The organism is Flexithrix dorotheae DSM 6795 (assembly GCF_000379765.1).
Taxonomy (GTDB): domain Bacteria; phylum Bacteroidota; class Bacteroidia; order Cytophagales; family Flammeovirgaceae; genus Flexithrix; species Flexithrix dorotheae.
The window spans coordinates 151,269-170,199 of sequence record NZ_KB903487.1 but is presented as its reverse complement, the minus strand read 5'-3'; the positions used below and the strand labels follow the sequence as shown (position 1 = coordinate 170,199).

Sequence of the window (18,931 nt, the reverse complement as noted above, 5' to 3'; positions counted from 1 at the left end):
TCCTTCCAACTCTTCCAATCTATACGCTTCTAAGAAACAATAAAATTTATCCTTAAGCATTTACCCTTAGTATGTTAACCAGAAAAAGGTTTAACAAAGAGTTTACGTTTTCAAGGAAACCATGATTTTTTATTCTAAGCCAGATTTTTTTTCCAAGGCATTATCTTCTTATTTAAAGACTTTTCTTGCCTTTTTTTTTGTATTATTCATCTCCTCTATTTTTGGGGTAAGTTTTGCCAGCTCTGTTATTGTAAACAATCCGGGAGATAGTGGCGAAGGTACTTTTAGGCAGGCATTGCTAGATGCTGATCCGGGAGATACCATTCGTTTTGAACTGGACCTACCCAACACTATAGCGCTTACCTCAGGAGAGCTTTTGGTTGATAAAAATCTTTTTATTGATGGACCGGGAGCTTCCTTTCTTAGAATTAGCGGGGAAAATATTTCACGAGTTTTACACATAAAGTCTGGTGTAAATGTTGAAATTCATGGGCTTACCATAATGAATGGTTACACTACCGGTGATGGGGCCTCCGGAAACGGAGCAGGAATTTTGAATGAAGGCGATTTAATCCTTTACGATTGTGAAATCACTCAGAATAAAGTGGATGTTTCCATCAGTGCCGGTTCAGGAGGAGGTATTCTTAACACAGAAACCTTAACCATGCATTATTGCTTAGTTGCTGATAACCTTATTCAAACCCCGGGAAGTGGCACTGGAGGGGGAATAAAAAATGAAAGAAACCTGTCAATTTTCAATTGTGATATTTCAGCCAACCAAATTAATGCCGAGAGTGCAGGCTCAGGGGGAGGAATAAATACCAATAGCGGCCTGCATACATTAGTAATTGAAAACTCCACCATTAGGGGAAATTCAGCAAAATTTGCAGGAGGATTATACATCGGAAACAATGGGAGTTCATATCTTACCAATTGTACTGTAAGTGGAAATAACGCTGAAAATAATGGGGGAGCAATGGCAGTTTGGGGAATGGTAGAAATAAAAAGTTGCACCTTTGCCAACAACCTCAATGAAGGAATTAGATCCGCAGGAGTAAATGCCGATATTTTACTTGTCAACACCATTCTGGATAATAGCTCTGTAGGGAATTTTATTTATATCAATGGAGTTGTTAACTCTTCACATACTTCAAGTAGCGATTCTTACTATACTTTTTCCGGACCAGGAGATACCTTTGGAGACACCGAAATAAAACTGGGGCCCTTACAACAAAATGGTGGATTTGCGCCCACACACGAACTTCAGGCTGGCAGTACTGCAATTGATAACGGAGATAATGGAGAAGCTCCTGTATCTGACCAGCGAAAATACGATAGGATCAAAAATGGAACTATTGACAGAGGAGCCATAGAAATGTTTGGGATAGCTACTGAACCGGTCTCCTTCCCCAACAACTTGTCCTTTCCTTTTGTATCAACTTCCTCGCTTTTTTTGCAGTTCGATGAAGCATCTGGTTTTCCGGAAGGCTATCTTGTTCTGAGAAGATTGAGCATTACCCCTCCAACTTTACCTATGGATGGAGTGGAATACATCGAAGGAAATGTATTTTCAGGTCAAACAATTGTTTCACTTGGGAATTCAACATCTATTATAGATGATGATTTAATGTCTGACACCGAATACATTTATGACATTTTTCCTTTCAATGGAGAAGGAACAGAAATCAATTACAATACCAGTAGTCCATTAAGCCAATCTGTTACCACAGCTAAAACTCCAAGAATTGATGCCATCAATCCTGTCTCTGCTAAGTCTGATTTTGGGGATATAACCATTTCAGGGGCAAATTTTGCCAGTGACCCATTTAATAATATCGTGTTTTTGGACGGCTACAAAGCTCCTGTATCAGGGGGAAGTAGTTCCTCTGAGGTTAAGATAAGTTTACCGGAAGGTATTTCTTCAGTTTCAACCTTTACTGTAATAAATACTGAAACCGGGCTTGCAGCTAATTCTCTAAATTCAGGAACTCCCTATTTTAATTTAAAATTCGATAATGGACCAATTCATCCAGGACTTTTCAATTCGGATAATTATTCTGGTTCTTCCAATCCCCTTTGTATCGCAGCAGGAGATATTAATGATGACGGCCTGGTAGATCTTATTGCCGGAGGGAACAATCAAATTGAAATTTTTTACCGAACTTCTGAAAATGATGGATTCGAAGTTCCTGTAAGTTTTGCAGTGACTTCCAGTCCCGAGAAAATAGTCATCACCGATTTCAATCTTGACGGTTTGCTGGATTTGGTATCAGTGGGAACCGGAGATCCAGGTTATGCGGCTGTTTTTATCAGAAAACCGGATAATACTGATTTCCAGCCGGTTGAGGAATTTGATATTGTTTCCAATGCTTTTGGGTTGGGTATTTCCGACATGAATGCTGATGGATTTATGGATATTGTAGCCTCAGGAACAGGAGCAGGTGGATTAGTCTCCATCCTGTTTTGGAATGATGCAATAGGCTCTTTTGACCCTGCTTTTGAGGTTTCTTTGGGAGAGACACCCTATGGTTTGGTTACAGGGGACTTTAACAGGGATGGCTTTAATGATTTTGCCATTTCCATGGAGCAATCCACTGATAACCTGAAAGTTTATTTAAGAAATAACGAAAACACAGATTTTGATGAAGGTAATGTTTTTACCATTGGAGAATCTCCCAATACCATCAGCATAGGCGACTTTAATAATGATAATTATTTCGATGTGGTTGGTGTAAATTCGTTTAATGATGAAATCACTGTAATATTTGGAGACGGAAGTGGAAATTTTTCCGGGGCTATGCCATTCCCAACCGGAAGTTTTCCCCTGGATATGGCCATAGGAGATTACAATGGCGATGGAAATCAGGATATTGCAGTAGCCAATTCGCTGGATAATTCCGTAAGAATTTTGGCCGGAGATGGAAATGGGGAATTCCCAACTATGGAGGATTTTTTCGTAAATGACACTCCTGAGGGAATTACCACTGCAGATTTTAATCAGGATGGGAAACCGGATATTGCTACTAGTAATTCAGGGACAAGTGATATTTCACTTTTGTACACCAAACCAGAATTTGAAGTTAGAAGTATCTCCCCAAATCAAAATACTTCAAATTTACCTGTAATTACAGACAATGATATTATTATAGAATTTAACCAGAAACTGGCCCCCTCTGCAGGGCAGATTGATAACATTCCCATAAGAGGAAGGTACTCTGGCCTGGTTACAGATGTTTCAACTTTTATCAACGATTCCATTGTAAGGATAACCCCAAGGCCTTCTGTACAGGACTTTTTGCCCGGAGAAAGAGTGGATTTTACCGTTTCCAGAAAAGTACTCAACGATGTGGGAGATTCATTACAGGGAAGAGGAAGTGCTCAGTTTTTTATGGGAGCGGAAAAGGCCCCATTGCAATTTGAAGAATGGACTCCTTTTGTCACAAATGATGAACCTGTTAAAGTGCTGGCTGCAGATTTCAATAATGACCGCATTGTGGACCTGGTAACTCTAAACAAAACTGCAGAAACAGCTTCAATCGCCCTAAATGACGGTTTCGGGGATTTTTCTGATAATGGGGAAATCTCTCTGTTTAATTCCCCAATTGATTTTGTAGTTGGAGATTTCGATAATAATGGTAGCCCTGACCTTGCCTTTTTAAATAACAACACAGAGGAAATCCAAATAGAATTTAATGATGGAAGTGGTAATTTTTCGAGTGGAGACATTCTTCCCTTACCAGGAGGGAGTGACCCCAGGTTTATAACCACTTTTGATTTTGATGTAGATGGAGATTTGGATTTTGTGGTTACCAGAGCTGGAGATGAGATATTTTCAGTTTTAAGAAATGACGGCTATGGTTCATTTTTCCCCGAGGAAGAATTCCTTTCCGGGGGAAGCTTTCCTGCCGATATCGTGAATGCCGATTTTGATAATGATGGAATCTTGGATTTTGCCATTGCCAACAGAAGTTCCGATCAACTCATTATCTATTTTAAGGAAAAGGATAATAGCTTTTCACCGGTTGCTATAACAACATCCTCCATAGAGCATCTGGCTACAGGAGATTTTAATAATGATGGATTGATGGACCTGGTTTGGAGTAACAATTTAAATAATGATACCAGGGTGCATTTAAATAATGATAACCGCACATTTAATCCTCCATTTACGGTTTCAGTAGCCGGAATTCCTGCAAGCCTTGCGGTTACTGATATCGATGGAAATGGCTGGATGGACATCATTTCTGCAAACCCTGCCGAAAATAATATTTCCATTCTGGCAAATAACAGTGGTTCTTTCGAATCATGGCCTGATATCCCTGTGGCAGGCAATCCTACTTTCATTGATTTTGCCGACCTGGACGGTGACTTCACGCTCGATCTACTTGTTGCTAATTCCGGGAATAATGAAATTTCAGTTTTATTGAATAAAAAAGGACAGGTTAATATTTCTCAGGAGTCGGTAGTAAGTGAAGATATTGTTCAGGGAACTCCTAACACCATTATCAAAAAGATAAAACTGGATGTTTCTGGTAATGATGTGAGTTTCAACGAACTTAAAATAAAACTTGGTGGAAATTATGTTTCTTCCGATCTGGATAATCTAAAACTTTTTTATTCAGAAAACAGTGAATTGGATACCTTATCAGATGTATTACTAAAAGAACTTAGCACTATTCCAACAGCTGGGAATGAAATTACCTTCGATAATTTTCTAGTGAGTAACCCCATATTAGAGGAGGATTCCACAAGCTACCTATTCATTACCACCTCAATTGATTTTTCGGCAATTGTAAATAATACCGTTTTTGTAGATGCTATTTCCCTAAGCGATTTTGATTTTCCTGGTGCAGAATATTCAGGTACAGATCCTATGGTAGTTGGAGCTACTAAAACTTTTGTGGCGCCTCTGTCAGAACCGACAAACCATCTGACTGGGTTAGACGCCACCATTACCTCCGGAAGTGCCATTCAATTAACCTGGCTCGATGCCACAGGCGGACAGGAACCAGAAAAATACTTAATTGTTGCCAGAAGAAATTCAGGCACTTTCCCCACCTTTTGGGATGGAATGCAGCCTGCTCCTGATACGGTTTGGAGTGATGATAATGCGCTTGTATTTGTAACACATACGGGATTTGCTAACAGTTACGAATTTACAGGCTTAACAGCAGGCCAGACTTACTTCTTTGAATTATATCCGCTTACCAACTCAGGAGTCCATACAAATTATAAGACTGATGGAACAGTCCCTGCCATTTCGAAAACTATTTACTTAGAACCATCCACTCAGGCAGGAAATATTGTCTTTTCCAATCTGGAATCTAATAAAGTCACCTTAAATTGGATAAATGGAGATGGAACAGATCGTTTGATTGTAGCCAAGGAAACTTCACCCGTGGATGCCTTTCCATCTGATTTTTATGGGTATAACGCAGATAGTTTATTTGGTGCTGGAAATCAATTAGGTTCAGGGAATTACGTGGTTTATGATGGAACAGGTAATTCCGTAACTATTACTGGTCTCACTTCCGGAACACCATATCATTTCAGGATTTTTGAACATAATGGTACCGGGGAAGATGCAAATTATTCATTGTCCACCTGGTCTGGAAATCCTAAAAGTATTATCACCTTAAATGATGAACCTACTGAACAACCCAATGGTTTGAGTTTCGCCAATATCACACCCAATACCCTCGATTTGTCATTTACCACCCCGGGGTCAAATCCCGATGGTTATTTGGTTTTGAGAAGAACAGGAGCTTCAACTCCTCCCCAGGACGGAATAGTTTATCCTGAGGAAAGTTCTTTTGCCGGGCAAAAAGTAGTGTCGAATTCATCAGCATTCAGTACTGCAGATGACACTTTAAATCCAGGAACAACTTATTATTATGATGTGTATAGTTTTAATGGCTCAGGCCCCACAACCAATTACTACCTCAATTCTCCATTATCGGGAATTGTGACAATGCCAGCCACAGAGCCTACCGCTCAGGCAGGTTGGATCAAATTCAATAATGTTTCTTCCAACTCGATAAATGTCTCCTGGATCAATGGAAATGGAAATGAAAGAATTTTATTGATCAAACAGGGTGCTACAGTGGATGGAAGTCCTGTTGATCAAACTACCTATTCAGCCAATGCAATTATTGGAAATGGATCGGCTATTGGCTCAGGAAATTATGTAGTCTATAAGGGCACTGGCACAAGCGTAACTGTTACCGGGCTTTCAGCAGAAACAGAATATGCTTTCAGACTATTTGAACTAAATGGATCAGCAGGTACAGAAAATTATTTAACCAACACACAGACAGGAAATCCAAAAACCAGGGAAACACTTCCACTCATAAATAATATTCAGAATATTAATAATGCAGCACCTGCCGGGAATAATTCTGGTGGTCTGGTGGTTTCAAGTGGCACAGGACCCGGAGATTTTTTACAGGATACAGGAGATGAAATTTATTATGGCCATGATAATCAATTGGCCTCAGTAATAAGCTCCGATTTAACCGGAAATATTTCCAACAGATGGAACAGGACATGGTTTTTTGAAAAAACTGATATTGTGGGGAATCCCCATGGAAAAGTAAAATTTATTTTCGATTTCAGTGATGCAGGATTTGTCACGAGTCCCGATAAAGATTTAAACTACTTCTTACTTTACAGATTAGGAACTTCCGGGAATTTTGATGTCGTGCAGACGCTTGGGAAATATCTGCCTGCTGCTAATGATAAAATAGAATTTCTGCTCGATGCTCAATATGCACCGACCGGATATTTCACACTGGGCATTACCGATGGGGTCCCATTTGCCGAAAATGCCTTAAATTTTGATGGCGTAAATGATTTTGTGGACACAGGTTCCGGCTTCACCTTTGGAAATAATTTCACTGTAGAAACCTGGGTAAAATTAGACGATGTTTCCGGAGAAAATCCCATTATTGCCAAAGGCACAAACGCCACTAATGAAGAAATAAGGCTTTCCGTAATTAATGGAAGTATTTATTTCGACTGGGGAGCTTCCGGGCTTGGGAATTACGTTTCAAGCGATAATTTAATTTCTGCCGGAAAGTGGTACCACATAGCAGCCACTTTGGACATAAGTGGAAATGCCGCAAAAATTTATCTAAACGGGCTGTTAGTCGCTGAAAATTACGGGGCTACAGGACACATTTATTTAGGGGGGTCAACATTTATCGGACGATCATTTTCCGGGTATTTCGATGGGCAAATGGACGAACTAAGGATTTGGAACCATACTAAAACCGAAGCCCAAATCAGAAGTACTTTATTTGAAATGATTAGTGGAAACGAAAGTGGACTGGATGCTTATTACAAGTTTGATCAGTCGAAATGGAGAAACCTGCCTGATCACAGTTCTTGGAGCAAAAAGGGAACACTTGAAGCATCTATGTACGATAGTGATTGGGTGGCTTCAGGGGCAATGATAAAGCCTGATATCACCATAAATGGAAGTAGCGGTGCCTCAAATGCTGCTCAGGGAGAGGTAAATCATGAAGTTTATAGATTTCGGGTAGATGTGGTCAGTACAGATGCTAATCCCACCGAAATAATTGCAAATATTGAGGGAGACTTTACTCCAGGAACTGATATTTCCAATCTGCAATTGTATTATTCCGATGATTCCAATTTGGATATCACTCAGGATTCCTTACTAAAAACTATTTCAGCACCATGGCCGGGGAACACAGCTACTTTTGACAATTTTTACTTTTCCCCAATTATTCCTTCTGGTAATTCCGGTTACTTTTTTATCACTGCAGATATTCCTATTAATGCTACTATTGGGAAAACAATTTATGTTAATCTGCCCACTATCGGAGAAGTTTCATTTATTGCTGGAAATAAAAATGCAGGTACATTAAGTACAGGCGGATTAAAAACTATTATTTCTCCCTTTGAAGTTTACAATACCAATGATAATGGCAAGGGTTCATTAAGATGGGCCATCAATAATGCCAATAACAGTAATAATGAAACCATTTCCTTTAATATAGGCGGAGCTGGTCCATGGGTAATTTCACTGGCTGATACCCTTCCCACTCTCAAAAAAGAAATGATTTTGGATGCCAGTACTGAAACAAACTGGACAAAAGACAACCTGATCGTTTTAGACGGAACAAGTAATGGAATTTCAGAGGGATTGGTAATTAAATCCCCAAATGTGGAAGTTTTTGGATTTGAGTTTCATGGTTTTAACCGGGCAATTGTTGTGAAAGGAGAAAACTCTGATAACTTCAAAATCGGGGCTTTGAATAAAGGAAATGTAATCCGTAGCGGAGTAACGGGAATTGTGGTAGATCAGGCGGATTGGGGATCCATTCAGGGAAACTTAATTGGGACCTATATTGATGGAGAAACCATTGCTGCCAATTCAAATTATGGTGTATACTTATTGAATGGAGCAGAAAATAATACCATTGGAAGTGTCATCAATGGGTTGGAAAATCTGATTACAGGAAATACAGAAAAGAACATTTTCATTGAAAACTCGCCCAACAATACCATTGTGGGAAATATTATTGGAGCGAATAAAACAGGAAATACCGCCCTGGGAGGAAAAGTTGGTATACATCTGACAGGAAATTCCAAGTACACACAAATTGGAGGGAATTTAGCTGATCAAATGAACCTGGTTTCCGGCCATTCGGAATATGGTATTTTTATAGAAAGTGATTCCAATACAGTTTATGGAAATTACATTGGGACGGATATTTCCGGAATTAATAATTTGGGAAATAGTTTGGAAAATGTTCGGGTAAGAGGAAGTCACAACAATATTGGTGGAGTGGCTTTTGGAGAAGGAAACCGTATTGCTTATGGAGGAATTGGTGTAAATGTAGATATAGCAGGAGCGCAATTCAACTTAATCAGGGGAAACAATATTTTCTGTAATACCAATGGAATTAACCTTGCCAATGGCGCAAACAACAATATAAGCACTCCAATAATATCCTATGCCAATAAAACTGAAATTAAAGGAATCAGTGAAGCCAATAGTCTGATCGATTTGTATACCGATAGCCTTTCTGCCTGCACGCCTGAGCAGGGAAAATACCTGATTGGTTCTACAGTATCCGGACCTTTAGGCAATTGGTCTTGGTCAGGCAACTTTGCCCATAATCATGAAATCACGGCAATTGTTACTGATGGTGCAAAAAATTCATCTCAATTTTCTATTCCGGTTGTAGTGGATACCCTTCCCCCAAATGCACCTTCACAACCAGTCTCAGATGCAGGTAACGAAATTAATTATGCAGAAGAATCCTCCGGGTTTAATATAGAAGTAAGCCTTTCAGGAACAGGAGCTGTAGTGGGAGATAGTATAGAATTATTTTTAGATGGTAGCCATTTTCCTTCTCCTCTGGCTCAAATCATCAGTTATACAGACTCGGTTACAGGTAATGTTAATTTCCCAATTATATCAGGACAATTAGGTGATAATGGAACAAAATCCATTACGACAAGAATAATTGACCAATCCATGAATTTTGGACAGGAAAGTATACCCCTAATTCTTAAACTGGATAAGATTATTCCTCCTTTACCAGTTTTCCTTAGTTTCTCGGATAATACAGGAAGTTCTTCAGTTGACAATATTACAGCTGATAGTACACTGATTTTTAGTGGTATTGGAGAACCGAATCATTTCATCAACTTGTTTGTAGATACCAACCTCATTGGAACTTCAATTATAGATGCAGGAGGAAACTGGACTTATGACAATACTGCCAATAATTTTGCCTCAGGGGCATACACCATTAATTTTTCGGTCACTGATAGTGTGGGAAATGAAAGTACCTGGTCCAGTAACTATACTTTAATCGTTGATTTAATCCCCCCACTTACTCCGGCTATTTCCGGAATTTCTGATGATACATCCATACCGGGAGATGGTGTTACCAACGATAGAACTTTGATGATTGACGGTACAGCTGATGCCAATACCCAGGTGGAAATATTGTTGGATGCCTCTTCAATCGGCTCGGTAACCTCGGATGGGGAAGGAAGCTGGACTTTTGACTACACAGGAACTTCCCTGGCAGATGGTATCTATACTATTGAAGCTCAGGCTATAGATGAGGCTGGAAATATCAGTAGTTTATCCGCTGCTTACCAGTTTATTGTTGATTCAACCGCTCCGGCTGCACCAGTAATTACTGCAATTGCGGATGATTCAGGTCCGGCTGATGGCATTACCCTGGACTCTACTTTGTGGTTTTCTGGTACTGCAGAGCCTGCTACTTTAGTGGATATATTTTTAAATAATGTATCTATCGGTTCAACTTTAACTGACTGGTTTGGGGATTGGAATTTTGATTATACAGCAAATCCACTGAGTGTGGGGAATTATGCTTTGACTGCAAAATCAACTGACAGTCTTGGAAATGAAAGTCCGATTTCTGCTGCATTCAATTTCCAGATTGTAGCTCCGCCTACTGTTCAAGCTTCTGACATCTCATTTTCCAATATTAATCCTACTTCGGTAGAGATTTCTTGGCAAAAGGGTAATGGCGAAAAAAGAATGTTGGTAGGTTCGGAAATTTCCCCTGTAAGTGCCAGCCCGGCTGATTTTACAGTCTATACCGCCAATAGTAATTTCGGCAGTGGAGATGATTTGGGTACTGGAGAATTTGTAATTTTTGCCGACACAGGAAATATAGTAACAGTCAGTGGTTTGAATCAGGGAACAACTTATCACTTTAAATTATTTGAATTTAATGGCTCAGGAGCTTCTTCAGTCTACCTGGATACTGTTGCATTTGGAAACCCTGATAGTGTACTCACTCCGGTTACAGAGCCACTTGTTCAGGAAAGTGAATTGGTATTTTCTGGTAGAACCAGCACCTCAGCTACTATCAACTGGACCAATGGAGATGGGGCCAATCAGCTGATATTAGTTAAAGAAGGCAGCCCTGTTGATGCCATTCCATCCGACTTAACCAGTTACACCGCCAATTCTATGTTTGGCACTGGTGATCAGATTGGGTCAGGAAACTTTGTGGTGTTTAATGGCAATGGGAATACTTTAACCCTTTCTAATTTAAGTCCTGATAAAATTTATCATGTCAGAGTTTTTGGCTACAATGGTACCGGAGGAATTGTAAATTACCTCACCTCAGTTGCTATTAATAATCCTGACAGTTTTTATACACTCGCACCAGAACCAATAGAACAGGCAGGAACAGTTTCCTTCAATAATATTCAGTCCAATAGTGTAGAAGTGAATTTCAGTCCTCCAGGAAGTACTCCAGATAGTTTTATTGTTTTAAGAAGAACCGGTGCTGCAAGTGCACCAGCAGATGGAACCGCATATAATTTAGGGGATAACATTGGGGGAAATACCGTAGTTTACATCGGAAGTTCTAACAGTTTTACAGACAACTCAGTGACTCCGGGAACTACTTACAATTATGATATTTATGCTTTTAATGGAGCAGGAGAGTCAGTAAACTACTTAACTGCCAGTCCAGCAAATGGAAATGTAACTACCTTAGCCACTGAACCAACTGTTCAATCCAGTAATATTATTGCTGTGAACAGGCTTGCAGCACAAATGGAAATTTCCTGGACCAATGGAAATGGAAGTCAAAGACTTGTAGTAATAAGAGAAAATGCAGGTGTAGATTTGTTCCCGGCAGATTTTACCAGTTACTCCGCAAATTCAGTTTTTGGAATTGGGGATGACCTGGGTAATGGAATCTTTGTGGTGTATGCAGGAACTGGAAATTCTGTGACTATCACGGGATTAAACCCTGCTACCAGTTATGGGGTTCAAATTTTTGAGTTTAATGGAAATGGCATTTCTTCCAATTATTTAACAAGTTCTGCAGGAAATAATCCAAATGCCTTCCAGTCTTTATCGCTTGAACCTACTTTACAACCAGAAAACTTCACCGTAACTTCTATTCAGGATTTCTCCCTGGGTTTCCAGTTTACCCAACCACTGGTTAAACCTGATGGATATTTAGTGGTAAGAAGAACAGGAGCGAGGGTATTACCCACAAGTGGAAATGCCTATAACATTGGAGATGTTTTTAGTGGAAATACCGTAATAAGCACAGGAACAGATACTTTAATTCTGGATAACTCAGTTTCCTCAAAAACCACTTACAATTATGACATTTATGCTTTCAATGGTTCTGGAAATACCATCAATTATTTCACCTTAAGCCCATTGAATGGAACCATCACCACTTATGATACTGAACCCGGAGCACAACCGACTAACCTGGTTTTTGATACCATTACTTCAAGTTCAATATCGGGAAGTTTTACCCCAATTGCCTCCGGTGCGGATGGATTTGTGATTTTATACTCCACAAACCCAAATCCTTCCGGTACTTTGGCTGATGGCACTTCCTATTCAGTAGGGAATAATGTGGGAGATTTTACAATTGCCCAAATCAGCAACCAGACTGATTTTGATATTACCGGTTTAAACATTGATACACCTTATGCCATTAGAATTTTGGCTTATAAGGGATCAGGTATTTTTACCAATTATAAAACCGATAATCCTCTAGCCGGATCAGCTACTACTTTCAATAATAATCCTTATGAGCTGGTACTTTCAAATGCATTAATTACTGAAAATCTGCCTGTAGGATCACTTGTTGGCACATTCACTACAGGAGATATTGACCCGACTGATAGCCATACTTACAGTTTGGTAAGCGGAACCGGGGATACAGACAATTCCGATTTCACCATTACTGGAAACCAGCTACTGGTCAATAATATTTTACTTGCAGCCGATCAGGAAATTTACCAAATCAGGGTGGCAACCGATGATCCAAATGGAGGAACATTAGAAAATACTTTCACCATTACTTTAGATGAAATTCCTTTAAGCCTATCCGATTCTACTAATTTAGTTGCCGTTTATGATAGTGCTGGAATTCTTCCCTGGGATCTAAGCACAAGAGTAAAAACTTGGCAGGGAGTCACAGTAGTGGCAGGAAGTGTTACCGAATTAAACCTTTCAGGTTATAATTTAAGTCATATTCATTCCCAGGCCATTGGGAATCTGACTTCACTGGACTCTCTGGATATCAGCGGAAATAACCTTACTTTCGATTTCATTGAACCACTTGTGGGTAACTTTCCAAAGTTCAATTATATTCCTCAGGGACGATTTGGAATATCGGATACCATTGTGGTCTATAATGAAGATCCGGTAACTATTTCCATTCCTATAAAAACTTCAAATGAAAGTTATCAGTGGAAAAAAGGTGGTTTCAATCTTTCAGGAGCCAATTCAAATGGTATTTTCATTTCCAATGCCAAAAAGGAAAACTCGGGAGTTTATACTTGTGAAGTAATCAGCAGTGTGGCTTCGGGAATTACTTTAACCAGCCAGCCAATTGTTTTAAAAGTTGTAAATGTGATTAATTCCCAGGATTCACTTGCTTTACTTCAGGTAATGGATTCCATATTAACTGGTGATTTGGCAGCAGCTTTTAACCCAGAAGACCCGGCAGGATCATGGCCGGGAGTTGTGGAAGAAAATAACAGGGTTGTGGAAATTAACCTGAGTAATGAAGGGGTTTCTGGCTCCTTAAGCTCCTCTTTAGGGCAATTAACAGAGCTAAGAAAACTGAATTTATTTAACAATGCAATTTCAGGAACCCTGCCAAAAGAGATTGGTCAATTGACCAAACTAACCTACCTGGATTTAGATAGAAATGGACTTGAAGGACCGGTTCCAGAAGAAATTGGAAATTTAACCAACCTGAAAACTCTTTGGCTTTCCAGAAATGCCTTTACTTCACTGCCAGAATCTTTTGGTCAATTGATTAACCTGGAATTTTTATTCCTTCAAAATAATCAGTTGGAGACTCTCCCTGCTTCGCTTGGAAATTTAGGCAGTTTGAAAGTATTGGATTTAAGTGAAAACTTATTGGTTGAATTTCTGGATGATATGAGTGGATTGTCCAATCTGGAAAGATTGGATTTATCGCACAATAAATTGACAGAAATTAGTCCAAACTTTTCTCAACTTACAGCAATCATTGAATTGGATTTAAGCAACAATAACCTGCTTGATCTTCCGGGAGATTTCAGTAATTACCCAAATCTTCAGACTTTAAGTATTTTCAACAATAAACTCACATTTGAAGATATTGAGCCACTTGACTTGTCCGGCTCCACTTATATGTTGGGCTATGCCCCACAGAAAGCAGTAAGTCCTAATTATGATACACTGGTAGTGGTTGGTTCTCAATATAACCTTTCCATGGAAATTGGGGGGAGTAATAATGTTTATCAATGGGAAAAAGACGGAGAAACACTGGACTCCTTATTGGGAAGTGAATTCTCTACTTCAAATTTTGTTTTGGCAGAATCCGGGGTTTATACTTCCAAAGTTACCAATGATGCTATTCCGGGATTAACTATTCAAAATAAACTGGTAAATGTGTTGGCGGATTGTGGCAATCAAACCAGTGTGAATATTACCACCGAATTTGATACAACAGTTTGCGAAGGGAAAAATATTTTTATAGAACTCATTTCGGAGGAAGTAAGTGGAAGAAAATACAGCTGGAGAAGAAATGGAGAAACACTTGCACTGGCCAACGAATCGAAATATGTAGCGTATGAACCTGGAAATTACAGGGTTTTCATTACTGATGAAAATGGTTGTTCGGCTAATTCCAATATTATAAAAATCACCTCTGTTCCAACTCCGGAAATAGAAATAACCATGCTGGACAGCACTACTTTTTTGGCAAAATCATCAGCCAGTACCGGATTTTTCAAATGGTACCTGGATGGAGAATTGATTCCGAACGAGAATGATTCTATTTTGTCCGTAAGTGGATCAGGATTGTATAAAGCAGGTTTTGAAAATGAGTTCGGTTGTGAGGGTTTTTCAGAGGAAATGCCGTTTATCATTACGGCTCTGGAAGATGAAAAGCTTTCTCAATCCATTAGCCTTTTCCCCAATCCAAGTGATGGTAATATTGAATTGAGGTTTGGCAATATCGCTTCAAAAAATATTGAGGTCAATGTCTTTTCCGCTTCCGGGAAATTAATGGAAAGTTTCGTCTACGGAAATAAAGAATCCATTCAAATGGATTTGAGTAATCTTCCCACAGGAGTTTATTTCCTTAGCATAATTACCGATCAGGGTAAAGCCATGAAACGAATGAATAAGTTTTAAAAACTGGACTTTCTGAAATTTGCCTTATATTAATTTCTAAAAATTCATCCTTTGTCATTTTTGGGTTTTGTAATGGTGATTTATTTTAATCTACGGATTTATTAGAGATTAAAATAGAAATCTTTAACTTAAGCTATAATTCCAAAATATTATCAACTGATTTCTTTAATTATGGCTACTTTACCTGATCAAAAATTTGGAGAAGAACCTCATTCTCCGTCTGAAAGAGAAATGACTTTTTTAGATCATTTGGAAGAATTAAGATGGCATTTAATCCGCTCTGCTATTGCCCTAATAGTATTTTTCATCATAACCTTTTCCTTTCCAAAGTTCTTTTTTGATACGGTAATTATGGGACCATCAAAAATTGAATTTGTGACCTATACAGCTTTTTGTAATTTAAGCAGTGCAATTGGAATTCCTGACCTTTGTATTGACCAGTTAAACTTTGAAGTACAAAACAGGAAAATGCATGGACAATTTACCATGCATATATTTTATTCCTTTATTTTGGCATTGGTTTTTGCCTTTCCATACCTCTTCTGGGAGATTTGGAGATTTATTAAACCTGGCTTATATGAAAATGAAATTAAGGCGACAAATGGTGCTACTATTTTTGTTTCCCTTTTATTTTTAGTAGGAGTTTCTTTTGGTTACTTTATTGTTTCCCCAGTAGCCATTAATTTTTTGGGTAATTATCAGATTGTAGAAGGAAGCAATATCCTTAATGAAATTGACCTGACTTCCTATGTGGAAACTGTAGCCATGTTAGTTTTAAGTTGTGGCATTGCCTTTCAGTTACCAATTGTAATTTTATTTTTATCCCAAATAGGTGTGGTAAACCCAAAAATTTTACGGTCTTTCCGAAAACACGCTGTGGTGACAATTTTGGTGATCAGTGCGATTATCACCCCTCCAGAGCCTACTTCTCAGTTATTCCTTGCCCTTCCTCTTTATTTATTGTATGAATTCAGCATTTGGATTTCTGCCTGGATAGTGGATAAAGAAGCCACAAAAGAAAGAATAAATAACAACCTGATTATAAGTATCATTTGGGCTTCAGCTTTGATTGGAATTCCAGGGAAACTACAACAACAGCGGAAAGCTCAGGTATATTAATTTGGATAGCGTCTCGCTGTTTTTGAAATTGACAAAGTTCAGCGAGACGCTGAAAATCATTTTTAAGCACAAGCAGATACTTGCACTAGTTTAACTCCATACTTTTAAACCTAATACTCCGGATTCACCATAAATTTAGAAATGGTAAAAATGGTTTTACCGGAGGTCAGGTCATTTGGATTTACCCGGTCTTCTATTCCAGTATAATAGAATGTCCCACTATTGGTATGGTAAAGTTTCTGGTCAAAATAGGCATGAATTTCCAGTAATTCCTCATATTCTCCTAAAAAGAACTCGCTGAAATTGTCTGTATAATCTTTCAAACCCGAAGTTTTAAAGCGGTAAATATTATTGATTTTCTGGATAAAAGTAAGTTGCCCGTGGCTGGCTTTTATATCGGTCAGGTCAAAAGGTTCGGATGAAACCAGTTCCTCATGCGGATAGAAAATAGAATTATCCCATCTCAAATTTCCATTCTTATCAAATCCCAGCGCAAAAGTGTTGATATACTTGTAAATAAATTCACCATCTGTTTTTATACTTTCATAAGCATTGGCTGTCAGTACAAAAAAGTCCTCCGTCTTATCCACATTTTTGGGCATAATGGCATATTGAATATTCAAAGGTTTTTCCCTCGCTCGCTTTCGGTCAATTTTTTCAGCCAGACTTTCCCTTTCATCTTTTGGTAAAAATTTAAAAAAGTGCTTAAACCTCCCAAAATCATAATACTTGAGGGAATTTATTTCTCTGTCCTTCAAGTGCATTGCATATATGCCCAAGGCATTGTAACCCTCGGCCTTATTTCCATAAGCTCCAGTAATCAGCAACTCACTCTGGTTCATCACGGTAACCTGATGATTGAGCAAAAAATAGGTAGAGGGAATGTCAAAACTATAATGGAAAAGGGCCCTGCCATCCAGGTCGTAATTATTCACATAAATTTGAGGATGGATTGCACCTTTTGGTGATTTCAGGAAAAAACTTACCAGATTTTCCTCTTTATCTAGAGTGATAGAATGAATTTCAGATTTATCCCGGGAATTATGGAATAGAAAATTAGATTTCCCGGTAGCTAAATCATATCTAAAAGCCGAAGCATGATTCTGCATTTTCCCTCCCAATATCAGTTGAGTTTCTGTGGCTTCAAAATGGGTAATGGAAAAATCTTCCAGCGTATTGAATGCCAGATTTTTAATGTCTTTCTGAATTAAATCCACATCCCATAATTCAAATACTGCTTCTTTTTCTCCCAGAATATAGATATGAGTAGCTGTGCTTTTTACATCCTTTATTCTGAACCAGGAATCAATAAAAAAACTTCTCTCCCAGCTTTTTTCCAGCATAGGATTGTAACTCACTACACTCAATAGGGACTTATTTTCCTGAACACCATTTAGATACAGAAAAATGGTCCCTTCGAGACCAAGATCGATCAGACGGTAATTATTGCCTGCATTGCCAATTTCCAATTCAACTTTTTGTACCCTTTGCAATTGTGCAATTGCACCAAAGTGCATGAGGGAAAAGCCAATAAATAATAGTGGTAGTAATTTTTTCGCATACATGATATTAGATAGTTAATTTGACACAGACTTCAAGGTTCAGATTTCTGAATTATCAAAAATCATTTTACCAAAAAGTTCCTTTACCACAATCCTCAAATAAGATTTCACTTATTTTGAGCTTGTGGTATCGGGATATTGCTTTGAGATTAGCCCAAGAACCGGCTTAACCCTGATTGTTGTGAGTTGCGGTAAAAAATACGATGTGGTTTTGTTGTCATCCGAATATGAAAATTCGGCTAGTTAAAATAATACAGGCGAGTTTAAAAATTGGAATTGCCTATGAGTTAAGGTTAAAAAGCCTTACCTGAATGTACTTTTTTTTTATGCCATTTTAAATCAAATATGAGAAGACCGGTAATAATTTTATGTTAAAGGATTTTTTTTAAGACAATCCCACCAACTATTCCTAAAAGAAAGGCCTTAATGATCTTTTTTCTGTTTTCTATGGGGATAAATTTTGTTTCTTCTTCAGTAATTTCCAACATTCCAATGGGGTGTGCTGTAATTCCTCCACCCAGCCCAAGTCCCTCTCCCCGTCCTCCATTAGTTTGTTCAGTGATGTCTGAAAACTTTGTGTTTCCTCCACCTCCACCAAAACCGTAGGCCACACTGGAAACTTCTATATAAGTTTTGCCTTTTATCTCGAAAGGCTCGCCAAATACAGTTTTCACACTGGAGTTTTTCTGAAGGTTTTCAACAATTGACTGAATTAATTCTGCAGCATTCATGGGGTTGAGGTTAGATTAGTTTCAAAAAATAAAATCGGAAATTAATATGAAAAACAATATTTTGATATTTAAAAATTTGGTTTAAATCTGCCTCTTATTCTTTTTGCCTGATCAAAAAGTAACAAAAAATTAAGGCTGTGTACAAATAGCTACATTACAGTTCATTTCGCTAAAACCTTCCAAACTCGGTCAGTTTTCACAAAACTTATCTCAAACAGGAAAGATTTCTTTACGCTACATTCCCGGAAATGCTTAACGCCATTTGAGCAAGGACACTTCTTTTCTTAACTATTGGCTTAATTAAAAAAATAAACACCTTTCTCGAT

Annotated in this window: 4 protein-coding genes; 2 read left to right on the top strand and 2 right to left on the bottom strand. The window is 38.4% G+C overall.

The window, feature by feature from the left end:
* Nucleotides 1-121: 121 nt before the first annotated feature.
* Nucleotides 122-15,193 carry an FG-GAP-like repeat-containing protein gene (locus tag A3EM_RS0134325; RefSeq protein ID WP_020532789.1) on the top strand — a complete coding sequence of 5,024 codons (15,072 nt, stop codon included), beginning with the start codon at nt 122-124 and terminating at the stop codon, nt 15,191-15,193.
* Nucleotides 15,194-15,364: 171 nt separating this feature from the next.
* Nucleotides 15,365-16,312, top strand: coding sequence for a twin-arginine translocase subunit TatC (gene tatC / locus A3EM_RS0134320; protein ID WP_020532788.1), 948 nt, complete (start codon nt 15,365-15,367; stop codon nt 16,310-16,312).
* A 110-nt stretch (nt 16,313-16,422) separates the two neighbouring features.
* Here tatC and A3EM_RS0134315 read toward each other — a convergent pair whose 3' ends face one another.
* Complete coding sequence (locus tag A3EM_RS0134315; RefSeq protein WP_157638231.1) at nt 16,423-17,877, bottom strand: hypothetical protein; 1,455 nt, start codon at nt 17,875-17,877, stop codon at nt 16,423-16,425.
* A 368-nt stretch (nt 17,878-18,245) separates the two neighbouring features.
* Nucleotides 18,246-18,605 carry a spore germination protein GerW family protein gene (locus A3EM_RS0134310; protein WP_020532786.1) on the bottom strand — a complete coding sequence of 120 codons (360 nt, stop codon included), beginning with the start codon at nt 18,603-18,605 and terminating at the stop codon, nt 18,246-18,248.
* Between the last annotated feature and the right edge of the window lie 326 nt (nt 18,606-18,931).